Consider the following 24,741-nt stretch of genomic DNA (forward strand, 5'->3'; position numbering starts at 1 on the left):
CAATTCGGTTTCCGTACCCCAGATAAACGCAGTTAATCTGATCGAAAAACCACGATGTTTGCAGTTCAAGACGCGGATGATTGCGGTTCACTACATGTACTGGCTCATTTCGAGCCATAGCCCATGTCCTGGTCCTGTGCGTCGGTGGCAAGTTGATCAAGGACGGCTTCGCGCTCGTTGTCGATGGCTGCCTTGTACGACATGACGTCTTCCATGCGGACGCGGCGATGCTTGCCGACCTTTCGATGCGGGATACTGCCATCCTCAAGCAATTTGATAATGAACGGTCGCGAAACGTTCAGAACCTCAGCTGCCTGGACCGTAGAGAGCTCGGCATTCTCGGGGATGATGGTGACGCCGCAGCCGGCTGCCATCGCTTCAAGGATCTCCATGAGCAGCGCGACAGCGCCTGCGGGAAGTTCGATCGGTTCCATCTGCTCCGCGTCTGTAACGCGAAGTTTCAGCGGTCCCCGGGCCGCCGCAAAGCGCGACAGGGCCTGTCCCGAGACGCGCGCGATCGCCGCGTCCTGCGGGGTCGGTGGAAGATGTCGGTGTGCCAACATGTTCATGATGGTCTCCTCTCTGTTTTCTGCTGTCTACCATCATATATGAAATAAGTGCAACAAATGCATTAACTGCATACGGGTTTCTTCACGCCCTACTGGCGCGCGAGTTATGAAGGTCACCTTGGCCGCCAGCAAAATCGGCGAAGTCTTCTGCGGCCTTCAGTTCGTGGTGCGCCACATCCGATAGCGTCCTTGCCCGGTTAGCTCTCGGACCAGACCCCGCGCTTCCATCCAGGCGAGGTTACGCTGGACCGCGGCGCGGCTCGAGTCTGTAAGGGTCTCAGCCATCGGAGCGGAGACTAGGGGCCATTCGGTCAGCAGGGCGCGCAACGCGCGTGGGGTCTTGCCCGAGAGCGAGGTCATGTCGGCTGCCGCCCTCGCTGACCATGCCTCGATATCGTCGAGGTGTCGCATCGCGGTCAGACACGCCGTCTCCATCCCGTCCAGCCAGCGCGCCAGGCGGTCAGCGGGTGGGCCACCGGCGCGCAACCCCCCTGCCCCGCCCATGGCCAGAGGTGCAAAGACTGCTCCCTTGCCCTCGCTGGCCGCGATCCGCGCGGCCGTAACCGCTGCTTCCATTCGGTCGCCGTGCAGCCCGAGGCCCGCGAGGTTCCAGAGGTGATAACCCGCGCAAGCACGGGTTATCGGGTGCAGCTCGGCGGCTTGCGCCATCAGGTTCAGCCAACCGCCCGCACGATCCGCGAAAGGCTCGGCTTCATCTGTCATGTTATCGGGATCGCGACGGTCGAGGAAGGCGGACAGGTCCACCTCTGGGCTTGGCCCCCCTGTCAAACGCCGCACCGCCCAACCAACCCGCGCAAGTGATCCGGTGTCGTCCTGTACGCCGGACAAGCGCATGGAGATCCAGAGCGTCAGCCGATCTGGGCCGATGCGGTCACCCACGAACCAGCTGAGGTCGGCAGCCTCGATCAGGGCTAACCTGTGCCGCCATCCTTCCGGGCTGCGCTTCAGGCGGTCGTCCAGCGCGCCGACGCGACCGGCCACACGGGCAAGACGCGCGGCATGACCCGCCTCTGCCTTCCGCCAATCGTCGAGGACCTCGGTTTCACGCGGTTCGGCCCGCGGTCCGGGCGGCAGATAATCCGGCTCCTCTTCCATGGGACCGGGCAGGAACCAAAGATCGTCCTCAGACGACTGTTCCACCTCCTCAGCGTCGAGGAAGAGAACGTCCGATTCATCATGCAACGCAGGCGCTTGAGGCTTCATATATGCAAAATACTGGAATTCTGCACATTACCCAAGGGTTTTGTCAGAGTACGCCCACGCTCCTTATGTAGCACGCGCGGGCGATGGTCGCCGAGGGCTCTCTGATCGCGCTCATTGTATGGAAACAAAGGGCATTCCGGTAAGCATAGCCACAGAGCACGCCCTTGCATTCGTTTACAAACGGTCGTTTATTGGTGGTACATAAAATTGCAAACGGCCCAGTTTCATGCCGCTGATTGGCTATGCGCGCGTCTCCACCGAGGATCAGACCCCCCTGCCCCAGTCTGAGGCACTGCAGTCTGCGGGATGCGCCGAGATCTTTGAAGAGCACGCCTCGGGCGGCAATCGCGCGCGGCCCGTGCTTGCACGTGTGCTGGAGCGGATTGGCAAGGGCGACACGCTGGTCGTCGTGCGGATCGACCGGCTTGCGCGGTCTTTGTCGCACCTACTTGAGGTGATCGAAAGACTGGAAGGCAAGGGGGCGTTCTTCCGCTCGCTCCAGGACCCGATCGACACTGCCTCCCCTCAAGGAAAGTTCACGCTGCAGGTTCTGGGCGCCGCGGCCGAGTTCGAACGCGCGCTAATACGCGAGCGTACCAAGGCGGGCCTTGCCTCGGCACGCGCCAAAGGGCGCGTTGGTGGCAATCCTGGGCTTCGCACCAAAGACCCCGCCGCGCTGCGCAAGGTGCGGCTGGCACGACAGGACGGCTACATGGAGCGCCTGAACGAAACCGCGCAGGATTGGGTGCCACATGTGCGCCGCTTGCGCCCCGATATGGCATGGGAAGACGTTCTGCGGATTATCAATGGCCCCCTACCCCACAGCCGCCATTGGACGCAAAGCCGCCTGCTCCGCGCCGTGAAAGCATATGTGCGGGACGGGTTCCTGCCCGCTGAAGTGCTTGGACGCGCTGGACGTTGCGAAACCGACGATCGCCTGCCTGCGATTGTTGCGGCCATCAAAGGTTCGGACCCGGAAATCACGCTACAGTCGATCTGCGACCGGTTGGAAGCCATGCGTGAGCGGACTCCACGGGGACGTACAAGCTGGCAACCGTCATCCGTTAGGATGCTGTTGGAACGGGCGGAGCGACTTGGGTTGCTGGTCAGGCAAATGGATTGACGATGCGCAGCCGATCCTCGACCAGCAATCCGTCGTGCATGTCCTCAGTCCACAACGTCGTGCACCCAGCGATCAGCGCGGCAGACACGATCATCGCGTCATAGACCGATAACTGGTACTTCTCTGCCAACGCGCGACCGACTTGATGGGTTTGAACCGTTAGGCCCTCGACAGGGCATAAGGACTTAATACCCTCAAGAAACGCTCCGGTATCTTCCCAACTGAGCCCAGCTTTCCGTCGGCAATTGACCATCGCTTCGTTCAGGACCTGAACGCTGATCCGGGGTCCCTGCCCCAGAATTTCCTCCGCCCTCTCAGCCTTTGGACCATCGTCGAGCAGGTAGAGCACAACATTCGTGTCTGCGAATTCAGCGCTCATGCGCGGCGTCGCGGCTTAGACGCGCGTCCTTGGGCAGTTTTCCGCGAAACCGCCTTAGCCCTTGCAGAACTTCATCGGCACGAGGTTGGCGTCTCACAAGAATGGTTCCATCGTCCTTTACCAGGTCGACCTGATCACCTTCCTTTAAGCCGAGTTCCCTCACAAGATCCGCGGGTAGCCGGACGGCAAGGGAGTTTCCCCATTTGGCAACTTGCATCTTGTCCTCTCAGGCATGGATAAACATCCAATAATGTATATCCAGAACTGCCAAAAGGCAAGCTTTGGTGCGCTCTAAAGCCATGTTGGAGCCCTCCGAAAAGAGTTCTGCCCTGTCCCTTTTCGTGGGATGCGGTGCGTTACACCATGCAGCAGGAAGCCTAACAGCCTTGTGTTCGGTGAGGACTCGCCCACTAGATGTGGAAAAACCTTGCGCGAATCCGACTCTTGCGCCAATAGTCACGGAAACGAGGCAAAAAACGTCAATTTCCGTGAACACGCCAAAGACGCGATGTCTCGGAAGCGAGAGGGCAGATGGATAATACCTTTGTGCATGAGGATCTCAACGCGGTGATCCGCCAGCATTCGGAATGGCTGGCGAACCAGTTGCATTCGCAACGTGAGAGCCTGTTTCCACCCGATGCCGAGAAGACCATGCGCAAATTCACCTCTGGTGAGGCTGCGGCGCTACTCGGCGTAAACGATTCCTATCTTCGCAAACTCAACTTGGATGGCAAAGGGCCTTCTCCCGAGCTTACCGCCGGCAACCGTCGTCTTTACTCGGCGCAGGATATCCAGGCGCTGCGTGTGCTCCTTGAAAAAACCGCTCGCAAGCCGGGCGATTACGTTCCCGGACGACGAGAAGGTGATCATCTTCAGGTCATCGGCGTGATGAATTTCAAGGGTGGGTCTGGAAAAACAACAACCTCTGCCCATCTCGCCCAACGGCTTGCCCTGCGCGGATATCGTGTGCTGGGCATTGATCTTGACCCACAAGCTTCCTTCACCGCGCTGCACGGCGTTCAGCCGGAATTGGACCTCGAAGATGGTGGCACTCTCTACGATGCGATCCGCTATGAGGACCCGGAGCCGATCCGGTCGGTCATCCGCAAGACCTATATCCCCAATTTGGACTTGATCCCCGGCAACCTCGAACTGATGGAATTCGAGCACGACACCCCGCGCGCGCTGGCACAGGGCAATGCCGGACTTTTCTTCTTCCGCGTGAAGGAGGCGCTGGCCCAGGTCGATGAGGACTACGACGTGGTCGTCATAGATTGCCCGCCGCAGCTTGGCTTTCTGACCATGTCCGCCCTGTCCGCGGCCACGGGCGTTCTGGTGACCATCCATCCAGAGATGCTCGATGTGATGTCCATGTCGCAATTCCTCCGCATGACAGCCGACCTCATGGACGTGATCGCCGAGAGCGGCGCTGACATGTCTCATGACTGGATGCGCTATGTTTTGACCCGCTACGAGCCGCAGGATGCGCCGCAGAACCGCATCGTGGCTTTCCTGCGAACAATGTACGGCGAAGCCGTGCTGAATTCGCCCATGTTGAAGTCTACAGCCATCTCAGATGCGGGCCTGACCAAGCAGACACTTTATGAAGTGGAACGCAGCGCGTTCACGCGTTCCACCTATGATCGCGCGATTGAGAGCCTGAATACGCTGAATGACGAGATCGCCGACCTGATCCAGAGAACCTGGGGGCGCACATGACCAGTGGCAAGAAGAAGCGCATGTCAATGCTGGACAGTCTCGCGGCAGCTGGGGCCCCCTCCCCTGCCCCTCAGACAGGTGCTGTGACACCGATGATGACCTCGAATCGCGCCCTTCGGTCCGCCCGCGACGCGGTCGATTCCCATCATGTTTGGGAACTGGACCCGGCGAGCATCGAAGACGGGCGTATGGCGGACCGACTTGACCCGGCCGATGTACTGGATTTGCGCGACGCGATTGAGGCGAACGGTCAGACTGTTCCGATCCTCGTGCGACGTGCGCCGGGTGAAGATGATCGCTACCTTTTGGTCTATGGGCGACGCAGGCTGGAGGCGATCCGTCAGTCCGATAAGGTTACCAAGGTTCGCGCGTTAGTCACCAACCTGGATGACGACAGCGCTCTGCGTGCTCAGATTTCGGAGAACATGGGGCGGCGCGATTTGTCTTTTATTGAAAAGGCCCTGTTCGCAAAGGACCTTGTGTCGTCCGGCTTCGGAAATCAATCTCAAGTTGCAGAAATTCTTACCGTCACGAAGTCGTCCATATCTATGGCGATCGCGATCGCGGACATGGTCGGGCCGGATCTGGTACGCGCCATTGGCGCCGCCCATGGCATTGGCCGACCCCGATGGGAATCCCTTGGTCGGGCCATCGACGAGAATGGTCTGGACCGCGAGGACCTTATCGGGATCGCGAAAGAGGCACGTGAAAATGCCGAGACCTCCATGGTGGTGGATGACGTTGCCTCTACCAATGACCCGTCCATCCAAGCGTTCCTGGCCGTAGAAAAGGCTGTGACCAAGGCGATTAAACCGGCCAAGTCGCCCTCCCCTGCCCCACCTTCCAGCGTCCCGCTGAAGATCGGCGGCAAACGCGGCGGCACGGTCAAACGCACTGCCAAGGGCCTATCGATCGAGTTGGCGGGTGGAGACTTCGCCGATTGGGTCGAGACGCAAGTACATGACATGATTGAAGACCTTCACGAACGCTGGAAGCAGCGGTCGGAAGACTGAGGAAGAGCAGAAATCAAAGAAGGAGGCACGAAAAGGCAAAAGAAAAGGTCCCGCAAAGCGACCACTCCACGAGACCCTAACTTGTTTCTAGCACCTTCAAGGTAGTGTCCGGAGCTATTTTCCGCAAGTCCAAAGTGATTCGCGGACCGGGATATTTTTGTCTTCGTGAATGACAAAATGGAATACACGCCCGTAACGCCGTTCCGGCGAACGATAGATGCTGCCATCCTGAAACATCAGGCAGCGACCCAGGAAGACCTGCCCCCAGCCGGCGCCAACAAGTGGGAGGTCCTGAGGGAGCTCGCTGCCGCTCGAGTCGCGTTCGGCTTGTCCGATCGGGATTTGACGGTGCTTCAGGCGCTGGTCAGCTTTCACCAAGCGACAATTCTCGGAGGCAATGACAGCGAATTGATTGTACATCCGTCCAACAAGGCGATTTGCGAGCGCCTGAACGGCATGCCCTGCTCGACGATGCGGCGCCACCTCTCCAACCTTGTGCAGACTGGCTTTGTTATCCGGCGCGATAGCCCCAATGGGAAGCGCTATGCCCGCCGCTACGGCGACGAAAAGGTTGCGTTTGGGTTCGACCTCTCTCCGCTCGTTCGACGCTTCCAGGAGGTTTGTGAGGCCGCTGAGACCGTCCGGGCCGCAGAAGAGCGGTACAAGCGCCTACGTGCCACTGTGAGCCTCATGCGGCGTGACCTCGCAGGGCTGGCCGAGTACGGGCGCTCACTTCGTCCGGATCAAGGCGTCTGGGACCAATTCTCTGATCTTGCGGCCCTAACGGCCCGAGATCTTCGCAGAAAACTCGAAATGGAAGACCTTAGGCGCATCGAAGACGCTTTGGGGTCAGCTTTAGATCACGCCCGAAGCCTTCTGGATGGCTGTGAAACAGAAAATATGAGCACCAATGATGCTGTTTCTGAGCAGCACTATCAGAATTCAAATAAAGACTCTTATGATCTTGAACCTCGCTTAGAAAAAGCGCGGGGCGGAGGCGCTGTGCGCGAAACTCCAGAAGTTGCCAATAGTCCTCTGTGTTCTGAAGATGAGGGCAACTCAACGGCAACTATTGACGATCAACTGATGCCGAACATACCGCTTGGTCTCGTCCTCGCCTCCTGTCAGGAATTCAAAGCGTATTCCGAGCAGCCCGTGCGCCACTGGCACGATCTGGTCCGGGTGGCTGATGTGGTCAGGCCCATGATGGGTATTTCCCCGTCCGCGTGGGACGAGGCCAAACGCTATATGGGTCCCGAAGAAGCGTCTGTTGTGATCGTTGCAATGCTTGAACGGTTTGCGGATATCCGATCACCTGGAGGCTACTTGAGAACCCTATCTTCAAAGGCAGCAATTGGGGAGTTCTCCTGCGGTCCGATGATCATGGCCTTGATGCGGCGGGATGCTGCATGATGAGTTCACAGCTGTGAACTCGGCTGACAAGTAGGATAGCTCGGGATAGTTCACAGTTGTGAACTTCTTTCCAACACGGTCAGAGGCTGCGCTCGCGGACTTGGCCAGAAACAGGGTCCTTCGGTTGCCAGTCACGCCGGCAGGTCACCATCGCCAAACAGGTTAGGGAAAAGACGTTCCCGGTAGTCCAACGGAAACGCCAACCGCACCGGAGTCTTCGGAGATGCGGAGGTCAGGTATCCGGCGGCAGTCAGTTTACTCAGTGTGTTGCGAGCAGTACGCTCGGATGTCTTGAGCACAATCTGCGCGTCGCCTCGTTCCAGTGCGCCATGCCGAAGTACCGCCGAGATCAGTTCCGGCGCACGCTTGTCATCGATGGTATCTGCAACAAGACGACGATACCGTTGGTCCAGTCCGCCGAGATCGAACAATCTTGCTGAGAAGATGATCTGATCGAGCGTCACCTTTAGGAACCATTCACTGAACGTCCTCAGTGCCGCTTCTGACAGGTTCCCCCGTCCGTCGCGGTCTCCGCGACGTGGACTGTCGGCCAGATCCATCATCCGTTTGTACTCGCCCCGATCGGTTAGCCCGCGGGCCAGCCCACGTGATACGGACCAGAGCCCTTGGCCACCAATCCCCGCTGTGAGGGCCATGGCATGAGACATCAGTCTGCTGACACGGCCGTTACCATCTGGGAAAGGGTGGATGTAGTTGAGCCGGTGATGCGCAGAGGCGATCGCGATGATCCGTCCGCTCGAAGACCGCGCCGCAATCTGAAATCGTTTGTCGAAATGGTCCATGAATGCCGCGACGCGCGACGATGAAGGAGGTAGGTGGCGCCCGACCGCAACTTCCCGATCATCATCCTGGCGCATGCGTCCCGGAACGATGGGCTCTTGTGTGCCGTCGGGATGTTCGATGACCCGAAACTCATCCGGCATCTCGTCGTAGAAGCTCTTATGGACCCAAGTCAGGAATTCGACGGATGTGGGGCGGGGCAGGGTGCCCTTGCGATGCATCTCGTCGATGGCCCGTTGAACGATGACGTGCGCCCGGGCCTCAAGGGCGAGGGGACGGGTTTCTTCCTCAAGCTCGGCACCAGCCAGCGCCCTTTCGATGTCGCGGGGGCGCGTGTTGTGTCCTTCGATCAGGTTGGAGTAGTAGCAGTTCATCACACGGACGAGATCGGCAAGTTCGGCTGCGCTGTCAGGATGCAACCCTTGTCCCAGCCCGGTGGCTTGCCTCTGGATGTCGACCGAAAGGTCTGCCAGTTCTGTAGGAATATGCTCCTCAAAGAAGCAGGGTTCGATCCTGGCGGGTGTCTCCAGCATTTTGCCGATCTTCTATGTTTGCAAAGTAATTGAAAAATAAACACATTTCGTACTTTCAAGCAAGGTTTTGCCGATATGCGTTGCCGATCCTGGCTGCCGATCTAGAATTGCTGCATGAAATCAATGGCTTCGGCAGAAGGGCCGGGCTTTTCGGTTTTGTTGTGTGCCCAAAAGGGCCGGAAAAAGAGAAAGTGTTCTTCGGGTTTTGTGACTGACGGATGAGGGCCTTTGGGGTCCCTCAGATGGGTCCGGGCCGGATTCCGGTCTGTCTTTCCTGATGAAGGGCATTCCGATGCAAACAGGTGTCTTGCGCGTGTTACGCGCGACCGCTGCCTCGTGGTGGCGGCACAAGGAACTACGCCGAACTGGCCAGACGGGCCAGGCACTGCAGCTCGAGCGCGAGACCGTCCTGCGTGATCTCGGCTATCTCAGGCAGGCGGCGACGCTGCCGAATGCCCATGTGATCTGCGGAGAGGGCGGCACGTTCATCCATCTCGGTTGGACCACCGTCTCGACCCTCGCGCCGATCGAGCGCTTTCCCTTGGCCGCCCTCGCGGTCGCACGAGGAACCCCGTTCATCGATATCCGACCCATCAGTGACTTCATCGCCTTCGCGAACTTGCCGCGGGTGACGCGGGACGGATCGGTCGACCCTGAACCTTGGGGGCCTGGCAAGTCCGTCTCGCTGATCACCTACATCGACATGGTCGAACAGCTTGGCGTGAGCATCACCAATGATCCGCGGCCCCGTCAGTCAGCCTGATCACCATTCCCTCTCACCAAAACTCGAAAGGAGGCCAGCCATGGCCCGATCCCGCACGCCCAAATTCGATGCCTCCGAGGTCATCACAAACGAAATCATCCGCATCATCGAGCGCGGCGTCCTGCCGTGGCGCAAGCCATGGACCGCAGGGGGCAGCTCTCGTCCCCTGCGCGTGGGCGGTGAACCCTACCAGGGGGTGAACAACTTCCTGCTGACGATGCGGACCGTGATGGCGGGCCACAGCTCACCTTTCTGGATGACGCTGCCGCAAGCCAATGCGTTGGACGCAAAGGTCCGCAAGGGCGAAAAGTCCTCTGTCGTCGTTTACTACGGTCAAAGCCGGAGGGATGCCGGCGATGAGGATGACCGCAGCGACGGGGATGATCGCTCCGAGGAAGCCCGCATCTTCCGCTTCCAGAAATCATATCGCGTGTTCAATGCCTGCCAGATCGATGGCCTGCCCGAAAGTTTCTACCCTGACCCGGAGCCCGTACCCGAGCATCCGCCGTCCGAGCCGATCCCGCACATGCAGGCGTTTTTCGATGCCATCGACATCACGACCGTCTTCACAGGAACGGAGGCGTACTATTTGCCCCCCGTGGATAAGGTCTACATGCCGTCGATCGCGCGTTTCGAGAACCCGCGCAATTTCTACGGGGTCTGGGCGCATGAGCTGGCCCATGCCACGAAAGCCCCCCATCGACTGAACCGCGATTTCGGGTTCTCGAAGTTTGGCAACACGTCCTATGCGCGCGAGGAGATCGTCGCGGAATTGACCTCGGTGTTCCTGGGTCAGACGCTCGGCTTCACGGCGCATACGCTCGAGATGAATGCCGCCTACCTCCACAACTGGTTGCGCGTTCTTCGGTCGGACAAGGGCGCGATCTTCAAGCACGCCGCTGACGCGCAGCGCGCTTGCGACTACCTGATCGCCAGATCGGAGGTGGGGAGGGTAGAGGAGGACGCCGAGGCCGCCTGACTACAGGGAGAACGGAGACGCCCATGTCACGCAAGGAACCCAAGACGCTGCGGGTGGCCTGCTTTGAAGGTGGCCGCCGCAAGATCATCACCTTCAAGCGCGGTGCCTATTGGTGGAGCCAGTCCGAGGGCGCCTATCCACTCTCGGCAGCGCTCGAGACCATCAAGGAACAGGGCGGCTGGATCGAAACCATCCCCAACCCGAATTACAGACCCAAGGGGCTGTTCGGGTAGGGCGCCTTCGGCCTCGATTCATCCGCCGTGCGGAAAAGGAAAAGTGGGCTTTGGATTCGGTGTTTCAATTTCACAGAGGAATGCCCCATGACCATCACCGCACAAACCCAGACAGACAGCCCTGATCCGAGTGTGATCGCGGCGCAGAACGACGCGTTTCGCAAGCTCGCATGCCTCGGGGTGCCGCCGGTGCAGCCCATACAGGGCCGGATGCATGTCACCCGCTCGCTTATGGAGGCTGGCGACGGCTTCATGGCCGAGGCGGTGAAGGCAACTGGTGAGTTTGCCATGTTCGAGCCTGAGAATGACCCTGAAGGCTGGCACGATTTCGGGGCGGTCGAGATCCGGGGCGAGACCGTGTTCTGGAAGATCGATCTCTATGAAGCAGACTCGGACTTCCGCTATGGGGCTGAGACCCCGGACAATCCTGCCACCACCATGCGCGTGCTGACCATCATGCTGGCGCGCGACTGGTAGGGCAGGGGACTCCTCACCCTGACATCTGAGACGATGAAGGCCCGCTGACTCCTCAAAGGGAAAGTGGGCCTTTTGTTGTTGTGATCCCTGAAGCCGGGGATTGGTCACGCGCGTGAGCGCGCGGGCCACACCTCACCCTCTTGGAAGGATATCCCATGACCACAAGCTTTGCTCCCCTTACCGTCGCTATCGGCGATCTCGTCCCGCATCCCGCCAATGTGCGCAGCAACGCGCCGGAAACCTATGACCCCGAGAACATCGCGCATCTGAAGGCAAGCATCGCCGTTCTGGGCCTGCTCCAGCCGCTCCTCGTCCAGAAGCTTGACGACAAATATGCAGTGCTGGCCGGTGGCCGACGCCATGCCGCGCTGAAGGAGCTGGTCGCGGAAAAGGCCGCCAAGGCGTTCACCGCGAAGACCAAGGTGGAGTGCCGCCTTGTGCCGGAGGAGTGCGACGTCACCACAGCCCTGTCGCTTGCCGAGAACATCACGCAAGCGCCGATGAATGCCATCGACGAATTCGAGGCCTTCGCGCGGATGATGGAGGTCGACGGTCAGACGCCCGAGACCATCGCAAGAACCTTCGGCACCACGGTCGCTGCCGTGAAGGGGCGTCTGCGCTATGGCCTGATCCACCCCGACATTCGCGCGGCGGCGCGGGCGAAGACGATCACGCTCGACACGATGAAGGCCTTTGCCGAGCACCCGAGCCAGGAGGTGCAGCGCGAGGTCTACGAGGCGCTCACCAAGGAAGACAGCTATCTGCAGGCCTACACTGTCCGTCAGGCATTGAAGTCCCGCGGCGTGCAGGTCAGCGACGATATCGGGGCCTTCGTGCGGGAAGACTACGAGGCCCGCGGCGGCGCTGTCGCGGCCGATCTTCTGGAAGAGCATTCGGTGCTGGAAGATGCGGCGCTGGTCGAGACCATCCTGCTCGAGAAGCTCGCGGACGCCGCCGAGGAGGCCCGCATAAAGCTTGGCTTTGCCTGGGCCGATGCGATGGTCCGCTATGATTACGCGACCATGGCCGACTACGGCCGCGTCTATCCCGGTCCAATCGAGCCCGACGAGGCCGCCCAGAAGCGCATCGACGAGATCACTGCCGAGCTTGAGCAACTCCAGCTCGAGATGGAAGATGAGGGGCTCGAAGACGATGCCTACAATGCGCTCTACGACCGCGTGGACGCCTTGGAAGAGGAAGCCCGCGACCTGCAGGAGGCCTACAGCGCCGAGGACCTTGCGCGGTCCGGGGTGATCGCGTCGTGGCAGGGTGGGCAGATCACGCTCCATATTGGCCTCGTCCGCCCCGAGGACACCGTGAAAGTGGAAGGCGCGCGCGGCTCGTCGGTCAACCCGACGGGGGAGGGGGCCCCGGACGCAGGCGAAATCAGCTACCCGGCCTCATTGGCCGAGGACCTTAAAACCGAGCGGGCCATGGCCCTTGGCGCCGCGATGGCGCTGCATCCGGAGGCCACGCTCGATCTGACGCTCTTCAAGCTGGTCAGTGATGTTCTGGCCAGCGGTATGAGTGTCACGCAGGCGATCAGGATCGAGGCACGCAGGGAATACCGCACCCACGCCAAGATGGACGAGATCGACGAGACCTCGCTCGAGCAGGTGGCGGCGGCGCATGATGCGCTTGACCTCTCGTGGCTTGATGACACCCGCGCGCCCGCCGATCAGTTCGCGGCGTTTCGCGCGCTAGAGCCGGGCGAGAAAGCCAAGCTCGTCGCCTTTGCAACCGCGAGCACCACGCAGTCCTGCTTTGCGCGGGACCGCCAGCGCGACAGCCTGATGCATGCGTTCGAGATCGAGATCATGCCCGACATCCGCGCCCACTGGACGCCGAATGCGGCGCTCTTCAACCGCTTCAAGAAGGCCTGGCTCCTGAGGATCCTCGGCGAAGATCTGGGTCTCGCCCAGGAGGCGGTGACGCTGGCCTCGTCGAGCAAGAGGGAGATCGTCGCCTTTTGTGACAAGCTCTTCGCCGAACCCTTCGCCACACTCACGGACGCGCAGCGCGCTGCCGTGGCCGCCTGGTGCCCGCCGATGATGCAGACCGCGGGTGGCGCCTTTGAGGAGGCGGTGCACACCGGGGAAACTCCGGAGCCTGCCAGCGAGGTCGCGCAAGCGGCCTGACGCATCAATTGACCCGCGCGGAGCATTCCGAGCGCGCGGGTCGACCCTTCCAAACCGAACAGAAAGACATCCCCATGGCTATTCTCAAGTTCTCTGCGTCCGCTGTCGCGGCGCAAATCGCCCACGCGCGCGCCTGCAAGACCTTCCTGCCCAACTGGAAGGGACCGGTGGACAGGCCCGCCCTGATCCTCATCGTCGGCAATGGCGTGCATCTGCGCTCGAACGGGATCGACGGCACCACCACCCGCATCGTCACCACCGAGCAGGCCGATCCCTCCTTCGCTTTCGCAGATGGCATGAACCCGTTTCGGGATACCGACTGGATGGCGCAGCGCCGCATGGCGTTCCGCGATCTGACCGGCCAGTTTTACACGGACATTCTCGACGATGTGCAGGTGCTCATCGACCGGGGGCGGGGGGCCATCCGGCTCGCCACCGATGGCCACAGCATCCGCGTCTTCGTGCGCCGGGCCTCGGACTATCTCATCGGCGGGACCTACGAGGTGCCCTCGGGCCTCGGGGGCACCTTCCGGGTCATTCTCAAGGATGCCTGCGACACCTTCGCGATCGTGCAGAACTGCGGCAATTGCGAGGATTTCGACGCGATGCAGCCCTACCGCGTGCCGCTCGATGCCCTGATGGAAATCGATGACCGGAGGGCGGCGTGATGGGTTGGCTCTTCTACACCGACGGCCGCGTCCAGACCTACGCGGATGAGAAAGCGGAGATTGCCCGGCTCTGCACCTTTGAGGGCGACAGGCGCAGAACTGAACTGGTCAAGGCCTGTAAGGTTGGCTCCACCTGGTATGCAGCGGCTAGGGTTACCAATCGCGACGGCACCCCTGTCGAGGACGCGACCTATATCACCGATCCTGACGGCTCGATCACTTTCGGGGCTGTCTTCCTCACCCGATACGATGACGGCTGCTGGGGCTACAAGGACATGGAAGAAAGCGCGGGTACGAACAAGTCTCGTGCTCCCCTTGGGCTGATCAAGCTCCTCTCCGACCTGAAAGATCCGGACAGCTACGCCCATGCATGGCGCCAGCGCTGCCAGGACTGGGCCGCGATCCCTGACTATCAAGAGGGCGACAGGATCAAGCTCGCCGCGCCTGTGACCCTGACCGATGGCAGTACCTGTCAGATCGTCACCGCAACCCACTACAGACGCGGGCGGCAAAAGCGCCGCTGCTACCGCATCGAGGAAACCGGCGGGCTCGTACGCCTCTCGAAGGCCACGCTTGCGGGTTCGGAGCTGCTCAGCTCCGCGAAAGGTGCGGCTAGCCCGGTGCTGGCGGAGTTCCTGGCGGGGCGACATTAGGTCCTGCGCCGGACGGTTCATCGACCTGCCCGGCGACAGCAGATGCAGCGGCTTGTCTTGACAAGGCAATGCAAATGCATTACCTATCGCGGGCAGCAAAGCCCCTTTTCTTCAGGAGACTGCCATGACAGCCCTCGCACAAGATGTATCGAAACTCACGGATCGGTATCAGACGACCGTGCCGGCGGGTGTGCGCAAACAGCTCAAGCTGGGCAAGGGCGACCAGATTCGTTACTGCACCGAGCCGAGTGGCAGGGTCTATATCGAGCCCGTGCGCAGCGACGAGGATGATCCCGCGCTCGGCGCCTTTCTCGATTTTGTCGAGGCCGATATCAAGGCGCATCCGGATCGCATTCGGGCGTTCGATGGGGCTTTGCATGACCGTCTTGCAGCACTGGTCGGAGACGTTGACATCGATCTCGATGCGCCGCTATCGCTCGAGGATGAATGACCGGCGATACCGTGCCCGCAGGGGCGCCCCTTGTCGTAAACGGATGGTCGATTTATGCGCATCCGCTCTTTCTGGATCAGCTCGAAGGGCTGACCCTGGAGGTCGAGGCGCGTAAGGCACGCGATCCTAAGACCTGGCGCAAGAAAAACCCGACGAAACGGCTGGCCGCCATCTTCAAGCTGGTCACCGAGGCCATACCGGCAGATCCGGGTGCCGCCGCCTTCCGGCAAGGCGGCACACTCGGCGATCACCGCAAGCACTGGTTCCGGGCGAAATTCTTCCAGCAGTATCGGTTGTTCTACCGGTTCAACAGCGATGCGAAGGTCATCGTGGTGGCCTGGGTGAACGACGACAAGACCCTGCGCGCCTATGGCAGCAAGACGGATGCCTACGCGACCTTCAAAGGGATGCTGGAAGATGGCAACCCACCTGACAATTTCGACGCGCTCCTGAAAGAAGCCGCGGTGGCGGACAAGCGGTTCGAGAAATCCCTAGTAGCGGCGCCTGAGCTGTAAGTGGGCCAGCTTGCTGTGACCCTTTGGCATTATCGTTTACGACGCCCCGCTGGAAGATGTAGCTCGGCTGATAATAGGGTCGGAGAAAGCACAATGATTGAGGCGGAAAAGGATAGGCAGCACCTCGGGCTAGAGGAGCAATGCGCGCCTGACCTGACGGGGCACCGTTTCCCAATTGCTGTGCACGTTGCAGACATGCCCGATGACCTCGGCAAGCTGCTGGATATCGGGCTCGAGGAGCATTTCCGTGGCGGTTGATGTCAATTCGTATGACGCGTGGTTTCGCGCGAAGGTGCAGGCCGCGCTGGAGGAGGAATGCACGGGAACATCTCAAGTTCAGGTGATGCAGGCCGCACAGGCATTGATTGATGCGAAACGGGAGGTCGAACCCAAGTCCTGACCAAGCCTTGGAGGTCAGCGCGGTCTGACCTCCTTCACCCTGAAAAGCGAAAGCGGGCTTTTTGTCCTTTGGAACTCAGACCCTGATCCAAAGGAAACCCCCATGTCCAAGCCCAAACTGGCAAACCCGGCTCTCTCAATCTCCGACGCTAACCTCACCTCTGCCCTCGCGCAGATCGGCGCGGAGGTCGACAACCGGCCCCTGCGCAGTTCAGCGCTCGCGCGCATCATGCGCGAGACGCTTCATGGCAGTGATGCCGGGGGCGCCTGGGACTGGCGGATGGCCTACGACCTGATGCAGGCCGCGGCAAACCAGGTGCTGCTGCGTGGGGACAACGCGGCGGGTGACATCGCTATCGCAAAGCTCCTTGCCTCTCGGCTCCTGACGGAAACCCGCCGGTCAGAGCAGCAGATCCGGCTGCAGCAGTTTTCTACGCCTCTGGCATTCGCGGCCCTGACGGTGCGGGCGGCGGCAATACAAAAGGGCGAGACCGTGCTGGAGCCCTCGGCTGGCACCGGCGCTCTCGCTGTGTTCGCGGCACGGACTGGTGCCACACTTCTGCTCAACGAGATCGATCCCTTTCGCCAGAGCCTCCTGCGCGCGGTTTTTGGCGGCGAGGTCACAGGCCATGACGGGGAGCATATCGACGATCTGCTGCAGACACTGGTCCTGCCCGAAGTCGTAGTGATGAATCCGCCCTTTGTCTCCTCTGTCGATCGCTCCCGGGACAAACACCTCGCTGCCAAACATCTCATCGCGGCTGCCAAGCGCCTGGCACCCGGCGGGCGGCTGGTGGCGATCATGTCGCCGGGATTCACGTCTGAGCGCGATGCCGCGCATTGGTCCCGCGCCTGCGGCCTCCTGACGCCGCGACTGGCGCTCACGATGCCGGGGCAGGTCTATCGCAAGCTCGGCACCTTTGTAGAAACCCAGCTGATGGTCTTCGACAAGGTGCAGGAAGGCGGCGAGATGATCCGCGCCAGTGTCCGGGGCTTGGATGAAGCCCTTCCTCTTGTTGATACCGTGGCCGCAAACCGGCCTGAGACGCGCCCTGCCCAACGGGCCGCGACAAACCCTCATGCGCGCTCGGTCGGTCCAGTACTTGTCACGCGCAAGCGCCCAGTTGCCACATTTGCCGCCTCCAAACCCCGCGCCAATGCTGCCATCCCGCTTTCCTTCACAAGCCTTCAGACCCCGCGCGACAACACGCCCATCTCGGACATCTATGCGCGCTACCGCCCGCAGCGGATCGAGATCACAGGCGCGCAGCAACATCCCACGCCGCTCGTCGAAAGCATCGCCATGGCCTCGGTTGCCCCGCCCATGCCCTCAAACACGGGCAGTGATGACTTGCGCCTGCCCGCCCGGTTGATCGAGGAGGGAGATCTCTCCGAGGCGCAGCTCGAGACCATCATCATGGCACATGATGCCCATGGGCGTAACCTGCCAGGACGGTTCTCCATCGATGACGACCAGACCAAGCTGACGCGCGCCGATGCAGATCCGGAGGCATGTGCCTATCGCCTCGGGTATTTCCTCGGCGACGGCACCGGTTGCGGCAAGGGCCGCGAATGCGCGGGGCTCATCCTGGTGAACTGGCTGGCCGGCCGCAGGAAGGCGATCTGGGTCTCCAAATCCGCCACGCTCATCGAGGACGCCATCCGCGATTGGACCGATCTCGGCGGCTCGCCCGCCGACATCCAGCGACTCTCAAAATGGAAACCCGACCAGCCCATCCCGATGGGCGACGGTATCCTCTTCGTGACTTACGCCACGCTGCGATCGGCGGGCAAATGCGGCACCACACGGCTCAGCCAGGTCCTCGACTGGATGGGCGAAGACTTCGACGGCGTGCTGGCCTTTGACGAGGCCCATGCCATGCAGAACGCGGCCGGGTCCGAGCAGGGCAGGGGGATCAAACCCTCCCAGCAGGGCCTTGCGGGCCTGCGGTTGCAACTGGCAGCACCCCGGGCTCGCGTCTTCTACATTTCGGCCACGGGTGCCACGAGCGTCCACAACCTCGCCTATGCCGCGCGGCTGGGGCTTTGGGGGCAGGGGCCCGAATACCCCTTCCCGAGCCGCGAGAGCTTCGTGTCGGCGATGGAAGCCGGCGGCGTTGCCGCCATGGAGGTGGTGGCCCGCGATCTCAAGACGCTCGGGCTTTACACGGCGCGCGCCCTCAGCTTCGATGGCGTGGAATATGACGTGCTGGAACATGCGCTCACCCCGGCCCAGATCGAGGTCTACGACGCCTATGCGGGAGCCTTCCGCACGATCCACCATAATCTCGAGGCGGCACTGACCGCGACCGGCGTCAATGACGCCTCGGGTGAGACCAACGCCTCGGCCGCACGCGCCTCGGCCAAGTCCCGGTTTGAAAGCACCAAGCAGCGCTTCTTCAACCATCTCCTGCTGGGCATGAAAGCCCCGACCATCATCCGCGCGATCAAGGACGATCTGGCGGTGGGCAAGGCTTGCGTCATCCAGGTGGTCTCGACGGGTGAGAGCCTGCTGAAGCGCCGGCTTGAGACGATGGACGCGGAAGACGAGCTCGTCGAGGGCGCGCTAACGCCGCGCGACTATGTTCTGGGCTACCTCGAACAGGCCTTCCCGATCCACGCGCAAAAGCTCGTGGAGATTGACGGCAACATGGTGGCGGAACCATTGCGGGATGCCAATGGCGCGCTGGTCGTCTCGCGCGAGGCGCTCGCCCTGCGCGATGCGGCCATGATGGAGTTGATGACGCTCGCCCCGATCCCCTCGGCGCTGGATCAGATCCTCTGGGCTTTTGGCGACGAGGCCGTCGCAGAGGTCACGGGTCGGTCCATCCGCCCTTTGAAGGCCGAGGATGGTCATCTCTTCATCGAGAAGCGCGCCGCCAGCAGCAATTCATCCGAGACCCAAGCCTTCATGGACGGCGAGAAAGATATCCTGATCTTCTCCGATGCAGGTGGCACCGGTCGATCCTACCATGCGGCGCAAACGGCGAAGAACCAGAAACGGCGGCGGCACTATCTAGTGGAGCCTGGCTGGCGCGCAGATGCGGCCATCCAGGGGCTGGGCCGCACGCATCGCTCTGCCCAGGTCAGCGCGCCCTTCTTCCGGGTCTGCACCTCGGATGTGCATGGCGAGAAGCGTTTCACCTCGACGATCGCCAAGCGCCTCGACCAGCTGGGGGCCTTGACCAAGGGCCAGCGCGAGACCGGCTCGCAGGGCATGTTCCGCGAGGAGGACAATCTCGAAAGCCCGATCGCGCGAGCGGCGCTGCGTGGGTATTTCGCCGATCTTGCCGCCGGGCGCGCTGAGGCGATGAGCTACGAGAGCTTCACCGACTGGACAGCCCTGCGGCTGATCGACAAGGACGGTGTGCTGCTCGAGGAGTTGCCGCCGATCCAGCGGTTTCTGAACCGGGTTCTGGCCCTGCCCATCCACATGCAGAACGCGCTCTTTGCCGAGTTCATGCGCCGGATTGCCGATCAGACTGAACGGGCGCGCGCGGCGGGCACGCTCGATCTCGGCGTCGAAACCCTGCGTGGCGAAAAGATCGAACAGGTCTCCACAGAAGATCTCTGGACCTGCCCGAAATCCGGGGCGGTGACGCGGATCATCGGACTTGAGGTGACGGACCCGGTCCACGTGCTGTCGGCGGATGACGCCCTGTCGCGCAATCCCGACAAGCTGCCAATGGTGAATCGCGCCTCCGGCCGCGCGGCGCTGATCTCGGCGCGGCCCATGCAGATGTATGACGAGGATATCGTGACGCTGATGCGCAAGGCGGTGAGGCCAAACGGGTCGAGCTATCTCGAAGAGGCGAGGTTCAAGTCCTCCGCCTGGGAAGAGATCGGCAAGCCTGAGTTTGCGCGGCTTTGGGATGCCGAGGCTGCGTCCCTGCCAAAAACCACCACGACCAAGCTCTACCTGCTGACCGGGCTGCTGTTGCCGATCTGGAAGGACATTCCGGTCACCAATGAGCGCATCTACCGGGTCACGCCCGACGGGGCGACCGCGATGATCGGGCGCACGTTGAGCGAAGAAGGGGCGGCCGCGCTCCGCGCCCGCTTCCTTGTCTCCAACCCGCAAACGCCGCAAGAGATGTTGACCGCCGCCCTCGGCACCACTGCGCCTGTCGATCTGGGCCGGGGTCTGACCCTGACTCGTCGCCGGGTCGCTGGCGAGATGCGCCTCGAACTGGGAGGCGCCGACAGGGGCATGATCGAAAGCCTCAAGTCAATGGGGTGTTTCACCGAGATCATCGCCTTCCAGCTGCGGGTGTTCCTCCCGCATGGGGACGGTGTCGATACATTGGGCATTCTCTCACGGATAGTCGGAACCGGACCAGATGCCGCGCAGGGCGTAGCTTCAGTGGCAGCAGAATAGGTGTGGGGGAACGATCATGACACTCGATGAAATCAAAGCCGCGGTCGATGCTGGCCAAACCGTGCATTGGGCCAATACCGGCTACGTTGTCCAAAAGGACCGGCTCGGTCAGTACCTCATCACCTATGTGCTGAACGGCAGCTGCATCGGTCTGACCGATCGGGAAGGGCAACGGTTGAACGGCAAAGAGGCGGAGTTCTTCATCGCGCAATCGAAAGACGACGCGGATTATCCGGGCCGCCAATCAAGACCAGACGTGGAGGGGAGGGGCGTAGCACCCGGAGGCGCGGGGGCATTCCCACTCGGACGCCAGCTCTGAACCATGGGCGGGGCTGAAAGGAAAGCGAGCTTTCTGATTTGTGATCCCAGGAGGGGTCGAGAAAGCAATCCCGGATGCGCTGGCAAGAACGTCAGGCACCGGCCAATCCAAGAAGGAACTATCCCATGTTCGCAGGAACCCTCACCCGCAATGTCGAGACCGCCGCCGCCGAATACACCGGCATGATTCACTCGACGCGATTTGACATCGCCATCCAGCTTGAAACCCGCCCGAAGATGTCCGCGCGCAGCCCGGATTTCGACGTGACCGCGATCAACAAATCAGGTCGCAAGGTGCGCATCGGCACGGCCTGGAACGAGACCGGCAACACCAGCGGCAACCCTTACATCTCGATGCAGATCGATGTCGGCCTCGGCCCGTTCCGGGTCAATGCCGTCCAGACGAAGGAAGCGCGCGAGGCCAAGAGCGGTGAGTTCGAGATTATCCCACTGGTCTCCAACGGCCTGATGAAATCCGGCTCGATCTCGGGTGAGCTGACCGCCATGGACGCCGACAACGCCTTTACCGGCTACATCGCCAACATGATGTTCGACCTCGACTTCATGCTGATCGAAAACAGCTACAAGACCGAGGAGACCCACCCCGATTACCGGATCGAGGTCAGCTCGCCCCGGGGCACACCGATCCGCGTCGGCTCGGCCTGGATGGCGAAAAGCAGCCGCACGGGCAATGACTACCTGTCGCTGCTGATCAACACGCCCGATGGCGACCTGCGCGTCAATGCGGTGCAGAACGAGGAACAGCGCGGCGGCAAGACCTTCTCGATCATCCCGTTCATCGACAGTGGCGAGCAGCCGCAGGACACAGGCGCGGGGTTGTCGCTGGTTGCCTGACCTTGGCATGAGAGAATACAATCTGAACCGAAAGGGGAGCCGTGGGACCACGGTTCCCCTTTCGGTGTATTGGTGTAGTTCGGCCCACAGCAGACCTTGGGACTGCGTGACAACGCCGCGGCGCAGCTTCACCAAAGCGGTCGTTCGCGCGTCGCGCAGCATTTTCCGAGCGCCGAGGTCAGCTGAGCGGGACAAAGCGGACATCCAAGCTGTTGATCTGAAATTCCCCTTTCGTGGAATGGATGCAGCGGCGCAAATGGCGCTCTGCCCGGGTCAAGCCAACTCAACGCTTCGGTCCCGCAATCCGGTCAACACGACGAAGACAGGCGGGGATGGGGCAGGCGCATTCTGGCGACGGTCACATTCAGGCCACATATTGTCATATGCTGGTGCGAACTTTCCGAGTATCCCCGAGACCGAGCCGAAATCATGTCGAGCGAACTGAAAGCAAGCCAGGAACTAAACGTTTTGCTAGCGAAGCAGATTCTCAATGGGATCGAAAGCCAATTAGACGATGCTGATATCACCGATGAACTAGTCGCATCTCTGGGTGACTATACTGAGAGCCTGACGCCGGAGGACCAGAAGCGATTTGCTGAACAGATCAGTGTCTTTCCAGCATTTATGGACGCTTGCCGTGCCCACGACCGCGCCTGCGAACAAGGAAACCGCGTTGCGGCGGCCCAGCATATGGCCGAGATGAAACGGCAAACCCAGAAAAGCAGGCAGGCGATGCGGTATCTCGGCCTGACGGATGCGGCTGAGGCTCTTGTCAGAGCAAGAGATCTTGCCGCGTTCTGCTCCATTCTTCCGTCGGTTTCTCTCGACAGAACATACGGGTCTGGGTTTTCAGGCACGTCGCCGTTTCCGCTGATTTGGGCCTTGAGTGCGCGATCAAGGCCCCTGGAGCGCGTGAAACTGATGCTTGATGCAGGAGCGCGGACAGATTTGCGGATGCGACTGGGAGACACGGTCTTGCATGCGATGGCAAGGATGAGACGCAAAAATTCGGTTCGGCTCAAGATTCTGAAGTTGCTTATTGCCGCAGGCGCAGACCTTCAGGCCCGGAACATACATGGTGTAACGCCACTTGCGGTGGCGCTGGATGAAGGAAGCGAAGAAGACATCCGTTGTTTCATCGATGTGGGCGCTCGGATTGGCCAGGTTGAACTCAGATTTGCGGCGGAAAATCCCAAAAGACTTTCGCTTATCCTTGGTTACGTCTCGTGGCAATCAGTGGAGGATGAGACCAAGGCGCGCTTCATCGATTGGTTGGATGAAGAATTGGTGCAAGCCCGCGAGCATGTTCACGACGCCATGACGCAGGGCGTTGGTATGGTGAAATTGATTGAACGAGAAAAGCAACTCGCCGCTTCTCGCGACTTGATCCGAACACTTCGATAAAGCTTGCAAAGCAATAAAATCGGCCGTTCGGGCCACCCTCAGCATCCGGCAAAATGGGCTCAATGCGGTCACGCGGCGTCGCGGTGGAGCGAGCGGTTTCCAAAGATGGGCACGTCGGCGCTCACGGCCCTTTCCTGACATTGAGCCAGCAGAACTTTGCTGCGGCGCAGCTTCGTCGAAGCAGTCGTTTGGAAAACGATTAAGCAGCATCGAACTATTGCCTTAGCGTACGTCACCCAACGTGGACGGTTACGTCATAGCCAAGAGATTTTAGCGATTTCGATGTTCGTCCGTTCCGGGGCGGGAAGCGATCCGGCAAAGCCCACCCGACGAGTTCACCCAATGCGCTTACGCCGAGGCCTTCGATTTTCCATTTCGGGTCATGAAAGGCGGTCCAAAGACGCTCGGGCAACTGTGCCTCCGGACCACCATAGAGGATGAACTTCAAGAGTTGCTTCACGTCGTTGCCGCCTGCGGACTTGTCGCCCCAAATCCGCATCGAGAGCGCGTCGACCTTTTCCGGTATCGTGTACGTCGTTCCGTCCTCACGAAGACCTACAGCCTTGTTGGCGACGCGTCGCGCATAGTCCTTGATGGAATGTATGCCCATGCAGATCTCGCGGAAGGCCTCATAGTCCATATCGTCGACGGCCTCGGCAGTGAGCGCCTCCCGCAGCATGGGTGCGGTGGAATTCAACATGACGTCCTCTTCGGACGGGGCCTTGGACAGATTGCGCCACCAATTGATGGCGTCTGCGAGCGCGGCATCAGGGTTCCGCTTGTTCCGTTCGAAATGGTCGGCGTAGAGGGCTCTGCGCCCATCGAAGGTGCGCTGGTAGTAGTGTGCATGGAGGAACTGATCGCCCTGAGCGCCTGCAGGCGCATTGGCGTCGATCCAGGAGGGTCTGTTCTCGGGCTTGCTCACCAAGTTCCCGATATCGCGAAGCTGCTGAAGAGTAGAGTGCCATTCCTCGAGGAATGCCTCGCGGCGGCGGTCATTGGCCTTCTTCTTCCCGGTCTGCACGAGCCCGGACCACTTGTTGAAACTCGGGCTTTTCCAGAACTCGTCGGAAGGCGGCTCCGAGCTGGCTAGCTGCTTTGCGCGCTTCAGCATGACAGCGACTAACTCGTCTGTCAGCGGTGTCGAGTTCCGATCAAGTACAGCGAAGAGTTCAAGGATATCTTCTGCCATTTCATCTGTGATCTCGGCCTCGGGAAAGAAGCAGCCGGCCTCGACGTTCTTGTACCAGGCACTCGCAGAGAGGTTCGCGGAGCCGATGTAGAGGCCGTACTCGCGCCACCAGATTACCTTCGCATGGTGATGCTGAACGAGGCGGCATTGGAAACGGGCCGACTTGCGGGCGAGGAACGAGGACAAGATGGAAGGTTTGACCGCGACGCCTTCGTCGAGGCGACCGTAATACTTGAGCGGAATGCCGTTGTTCCAACACCAGTGGAATAGAAGATCCATTTCGGTCGCGTACGCGACCGCTGCCAGAACCTCTTGTGTCTCAGCAGCTGCGTTCAGCGTGATGTTGGTAAGATAGTTCCCGTTAATTCCGCCCATTACCAATTGCATGTTGACCTCAAATCACAAGTTTTTTGTTATCCCGGCCCATAGACGAATTTGCCCACCCCTTCAAAATGCTGCGATGCGGTCCGCCAATGCGGCCATACATACATAGCGCAGCATTATGTCGGCTCAAACATCGGTGTGCGTATGTTCCGGGCAGTCG

25 protein-coding genes are annotated in these 24,741 nt (G+C 60.7%); 19 read left to right on the forward strand and 6 right to left on the reverse strand.

Going from position 1 to position 24,741, the window contains the following annotated elements:
* Nucleotides 1–104 precede the first annotated feature (104 nt).
* Nucleotides 105–569 (reverse strand): helix-turn-helix domain-containing protein, encoded by a 465-nt coding sequence (locus tag MUY21_RS14465; RefSeq protein ID WP_248411054.1) that lies wholly within the window; start codon nt 567–569, stop codon nt 105–107.
* Nucleotides 570–725: 156 nt separating this feature from the next.
* Nucleotides 726–1,793 carry a hypothetical protein gene (locus tag MUY21_RS14470; protein ID WP_248411055.1) on the reverse strand — a complete coding sequence of 356 codons (1,068 nt, stop codon included), beginning with the start codon at nt 1,791–1,793 and terminating at the stop codon, nt 726–728.
* Between the two features lie 226 nt (nt 1,794–2,019).
* Between MUY21_RS14470 and MUY21_RS14475 the strand changes: the two genes are divergently transcribed.
* Nucleotides 2,020–2,916 carry a recombinase family protein gene (locus MUY21_RS14475; RefSeq protein WP_248411056.1) on the forward strand — a complete coding sequence of 299 codons (897 nt, stop codon included), beginning with the start codon at nt 2,020–2,022 and terminating at the stop codon, nt 2,914–2,916.
* Here MUY21_RS14475 and MUY21_RS14480 read toward each other — a convergent pair.
* The gene (locus tag MUY21_RS14480) at nt 2,900–3,295 is read right to left on the reverse strand and encodes a PIN domain-containing protein (protein ID WP_057821969.1); all 396 of its coding nucleotides are present in this window, start codon (nt 3,293–3,295) and stop codon (nt 2,900–2,902) included. The genes MUY21_RS14475 and MUY21_RS14480 overlap by 17 nt on opposite strands.
* Nucleotides 3,285–3,512, reverse strand: a complete 228-nt coding sequence (locus tag MUY21_RS14485; RefSeq protein ID WP_009815510.1) for an AbrB/MazE/SpoVT family DNA-binding domain-containing protein — start codon at nt 3,510–3,512, stop codon at nt 3,285–3,287. The genes MUY21_RS14480 and MUY21_RS14485 overlap by 11 nt, the downstream gene beginning before the upstream one ends.
* A 314-nt stretch (nt 3,513–3,826) precedes the next feature.
* Here MUY21_RS14485 and repA point away from each other — a divergent pair, with 314 nt between their 5' ends.
* The 3 genes from repA to repC all read left to right on the forward strand — a co-directional run bounded on the left by repA (nt 3,827) and on the right by repC (nt 7,440).
* A complete protein-coding gene (gene repA, locus MUY21_RS14490; RefSeq protein WP_149789497.1) occupies nt 3,827–5,014 on the forward strand; it encodes a plasmid partitioning protein RepA in 1,188 nt (395 codons plus the stop codon).
* Nucleotides 5,011–6,027 carry a plasmid partitioning protein RepB gene (gene repB / locus MUY21_RS14495; RefSeq protein ID WP_057821967.1) on the forward strand — a complete coding sequence of 339 codons (1,017 nt, stop codon included), beginning with the start codon at nt 5,011–5,013 and terminating at the stop codon, nt 6,025–6,027. The genes repA and repB overlap by 4 nt, the downstream gene beginning before the upstream one ends.
* A gap of 177 nt (nt 6,028–6,204) precedes the next feature.
* A complete protein-coding gene (gene repC, locus MUY21_RS14500; RefSeq protein WP_248411057.1) occupies nt 6,205–7,440 on the forward strand; it encodes a plasmid replication protein RepC in 1,236 nt (411 codons plus the stop codon).
* Nucleotides 7,441–7,571: 131 nt separating this feature from the next.
* On the opposite strand, the gene MUY21_RS14505 is transcribed toward repC, so the two are convergent.
* On the reverse strand, nt 7,572–8,774 hold the full coding sequence (locus MUY21_RS14505) for a Fic family protein (protein ID WP_149789499.1): 1,203 nt from the start codon (nt 8,772–8,774) through the stop codon (nt 7,572–7,574).
* A gap of 277 nt (nt 8,775–9,051) precedes the next feature.
* Here MUY21_RS14505 and MUY21_RS14510 point away from each other — a divergent pair, with 277 nt between their 5' ends.
* From MUY21_RS14510 to MUY21_RS14580, 15 genes are all read left to right on the forward strand, one after another.
* Nucleotides 9,052–9,537: a hypothetical protein gene (locus tag MUY21_RS14510; protein ID WP_149789500.1), complete on the forward strand. Its 486-nt coding sequence runs from the start codon at nt 9,052–9,054 to the stop codon at nt 9,535–9,537.
* 40 nt (nt 9,538–9,577) lie between these two features.
* Complete coding sequence (locus MUY21_RS14515; RefSeq protein ID WP_248411058.1) at nt 9,578–10,516, forward strand: zincin-like metallopeptidase domain-containing protein; 939 nt, start codon at nt 9,578–9,580, stop codon at nt 10,514–10,516.
* Between the two features lie 23 nt (nt 10,517–10,539).
* Complete coding sequence (locus tag MUY21_RS14520; RefSeq protein ID WP_248411059.1) at nt 10,540–10,749, forward strand: DUF6330 family protein; 210 nt, start codon at nt 10,540–10,542, stop codon at nt 10,747–10,749.
* Between the two features lie 87 nt (nt 10,750–10,836).
* On the forward strand, nt 10,837–11,226 hold the full coding sequence (locus tag MUY21_RS14525; protein ID WP_248411060.1) for a DUF3768 domain-containing protein: 390 nt from the start codon (nt 10,837–10,839) through the stop codon (nt 11,224–11,226).
* 155 nt (nt 11,227–11,381) lie between these two features.
* Nucleotides 11,382–13,364, forward strand: coding sequence for a ParB/RepB/Spo0J family partition protein (locus MUY21_RS14530; protein ID WP_248411061.1), 1,983 nt, complete (start codon nt 11,382–11,384; stop codon nt 13,362–13,364).
* 74 nt (nt 13,365–13,438) lie between these two features.
* Nucleotides 13,439–14,032: a regulator gene (locus tag MUY21_RS14535; protein ID WP_248411062.1), complete on the forward strand. Its 594-nt coding sequence runs from the start codon at nt 13,439–13,441 to the stop codon at nt 14,030–14,032.
* On the forward strand, nt 14,032–14,685 hold the full coding sequence (locus MUY21_RS14540; protein ID WP_248411063.1) for a hypothetical protein: 654 nt from the start codon (nt 14,032–14,034) through the stop codon (nt 14,683–14,685). Before MUY21_RS14535 ends, MUY21_RS14540 begins: the two co-directional genes overlap by 1 nt.
* Before the next feature lie 124 nt (nt 14,686–14,809).
* Nucleotides 14,810–15,136, forward strand: a complete 327-nt coding sequence (locus tag MUY21_RS14545; protein WP_248411064.1) for a type II toxin-antitoxin system PrlF family antitoxin — start codon at nt 14,810–14,812, stop codon at nt 15,134–15,136.
* A complete protein-coding gene (locus tag MUY21_RS14550; protein ID WP_248411065.1) occupies nt 15,133–15,651 on the forward strand; it encodes a type II toxin-antitoxin system YhaV family toxin in 519 nt (172 codons plus the stop codon). The genes MUY21_RS14545 and MUY21_RS14550 overlap by 4 nt, the downstream gene beginning before the upstream one ends.
* A 93-nt stretch (nt 15,652–15,744) precedes the next feature.
* Nucleotides 15,745–15,909 carry a hypothetical protein gene (locus tag MUY21_RS14555; protein ID WP_170850626.1) on the forward strand — a complete coding sequence of 55 codons (165 nt, stop codon included), beginning with the start codon at nt 15,745–15,747 and terminating at the stop codon, nt 15,907–15,909.
* Nucleotides 15,899–16,051 (forward strand): StaA, encoded by a 153-nt coding sequence (locus MUY21_RS14560; protein ID WP_248411066.1) that lies wholly within the window; start codon nt 15,899–15,901, stop codon nt 16,049–16,051. The genes MUY21_RS14555 and MUY21_RS14560 overlap by 11 nt, the downstream gene beginning before the upstream one ends.
* Before the next feature lie 102 nt (nt 16,052–16,153).
* Nucleotides 16,154–20,428, forward strand: coding sequence for a strawberry notch family protein (locus MUY21_RS14565; RefSeq protein WP_248411067.1), 4,275 nt, complete (start codon nt 16,154–16,156; stop codon nt 20,426–20,428).
* 16 nt (nt 20,429–20,444) lie between these two features.
* Nucleotides 20,445–20,747 carry a hypothetical protein gene (locus MUY21_RS14570; RefSeq protein ID WP_248411068.1) on the forward strand — a complete coding sequence of 101 codons (303 nt, stop codon included), beginning with the start codon at nt 20,445–20,447 and terminating at the stop codon, nt 20,745–20,747.
* Between the two features lie 125 nt (nt 20,748–20,872).
* The gene (locus MUY21_RS14575; protein ID WP_248411069.1) at nt 20,873–21,601 is read left to right on the forward strand and encodes a DUF736 family protein; all 729 of its coding nucleotides are present in this window, start codon (nt 20,873–20,875) and stop codon (nt 21,599–21,601) included.
* A gap of 429 nt (nt 21,602–22,030) precedes the next feature.
* Nucleotides 22,031–23,005 (forward strand): ankyrin repeat domain-containing protein, encoded by a 975-nt coding sequence (locus MUY21_RS14580; protein WP_248411070.1) that lies wholly within the window; start codon nt 22,031–22,033, stop codon nt 23,003–23,005.
* 232 nt (nt 23,006–23,237) lie between these two features.
* On the opposite strand, the gene MUY21_RS14585 is transcribed toward MUY21_RS14580, so the two are convergent.
* The gene (locus MUY21_RS14585; RefSeq protein WP_248411071.1) at nt 23,238–24,584 is read right to left on the reverse strand and encodes a phospholipase D family protein; all 1,347 of its coding nucleotides are present in this window, start codon (nt 24,582–24,584) and stop codon (nt 23,238–23,240) included.
* Nucleotides 24,585–24,741 lie beyond the last annotated feature (157 nt).

Source organism: Aliiroseovarius sp. S2029 (genome assembly GCF_023195575.1).
GTDB lineage: Bacteria > Pseudomonadota > Alphaproteobacteria > Rhodobacterales > Rhodobacteraceae > Aliiroseovarius > Aliiroseovarius zhejiangensis.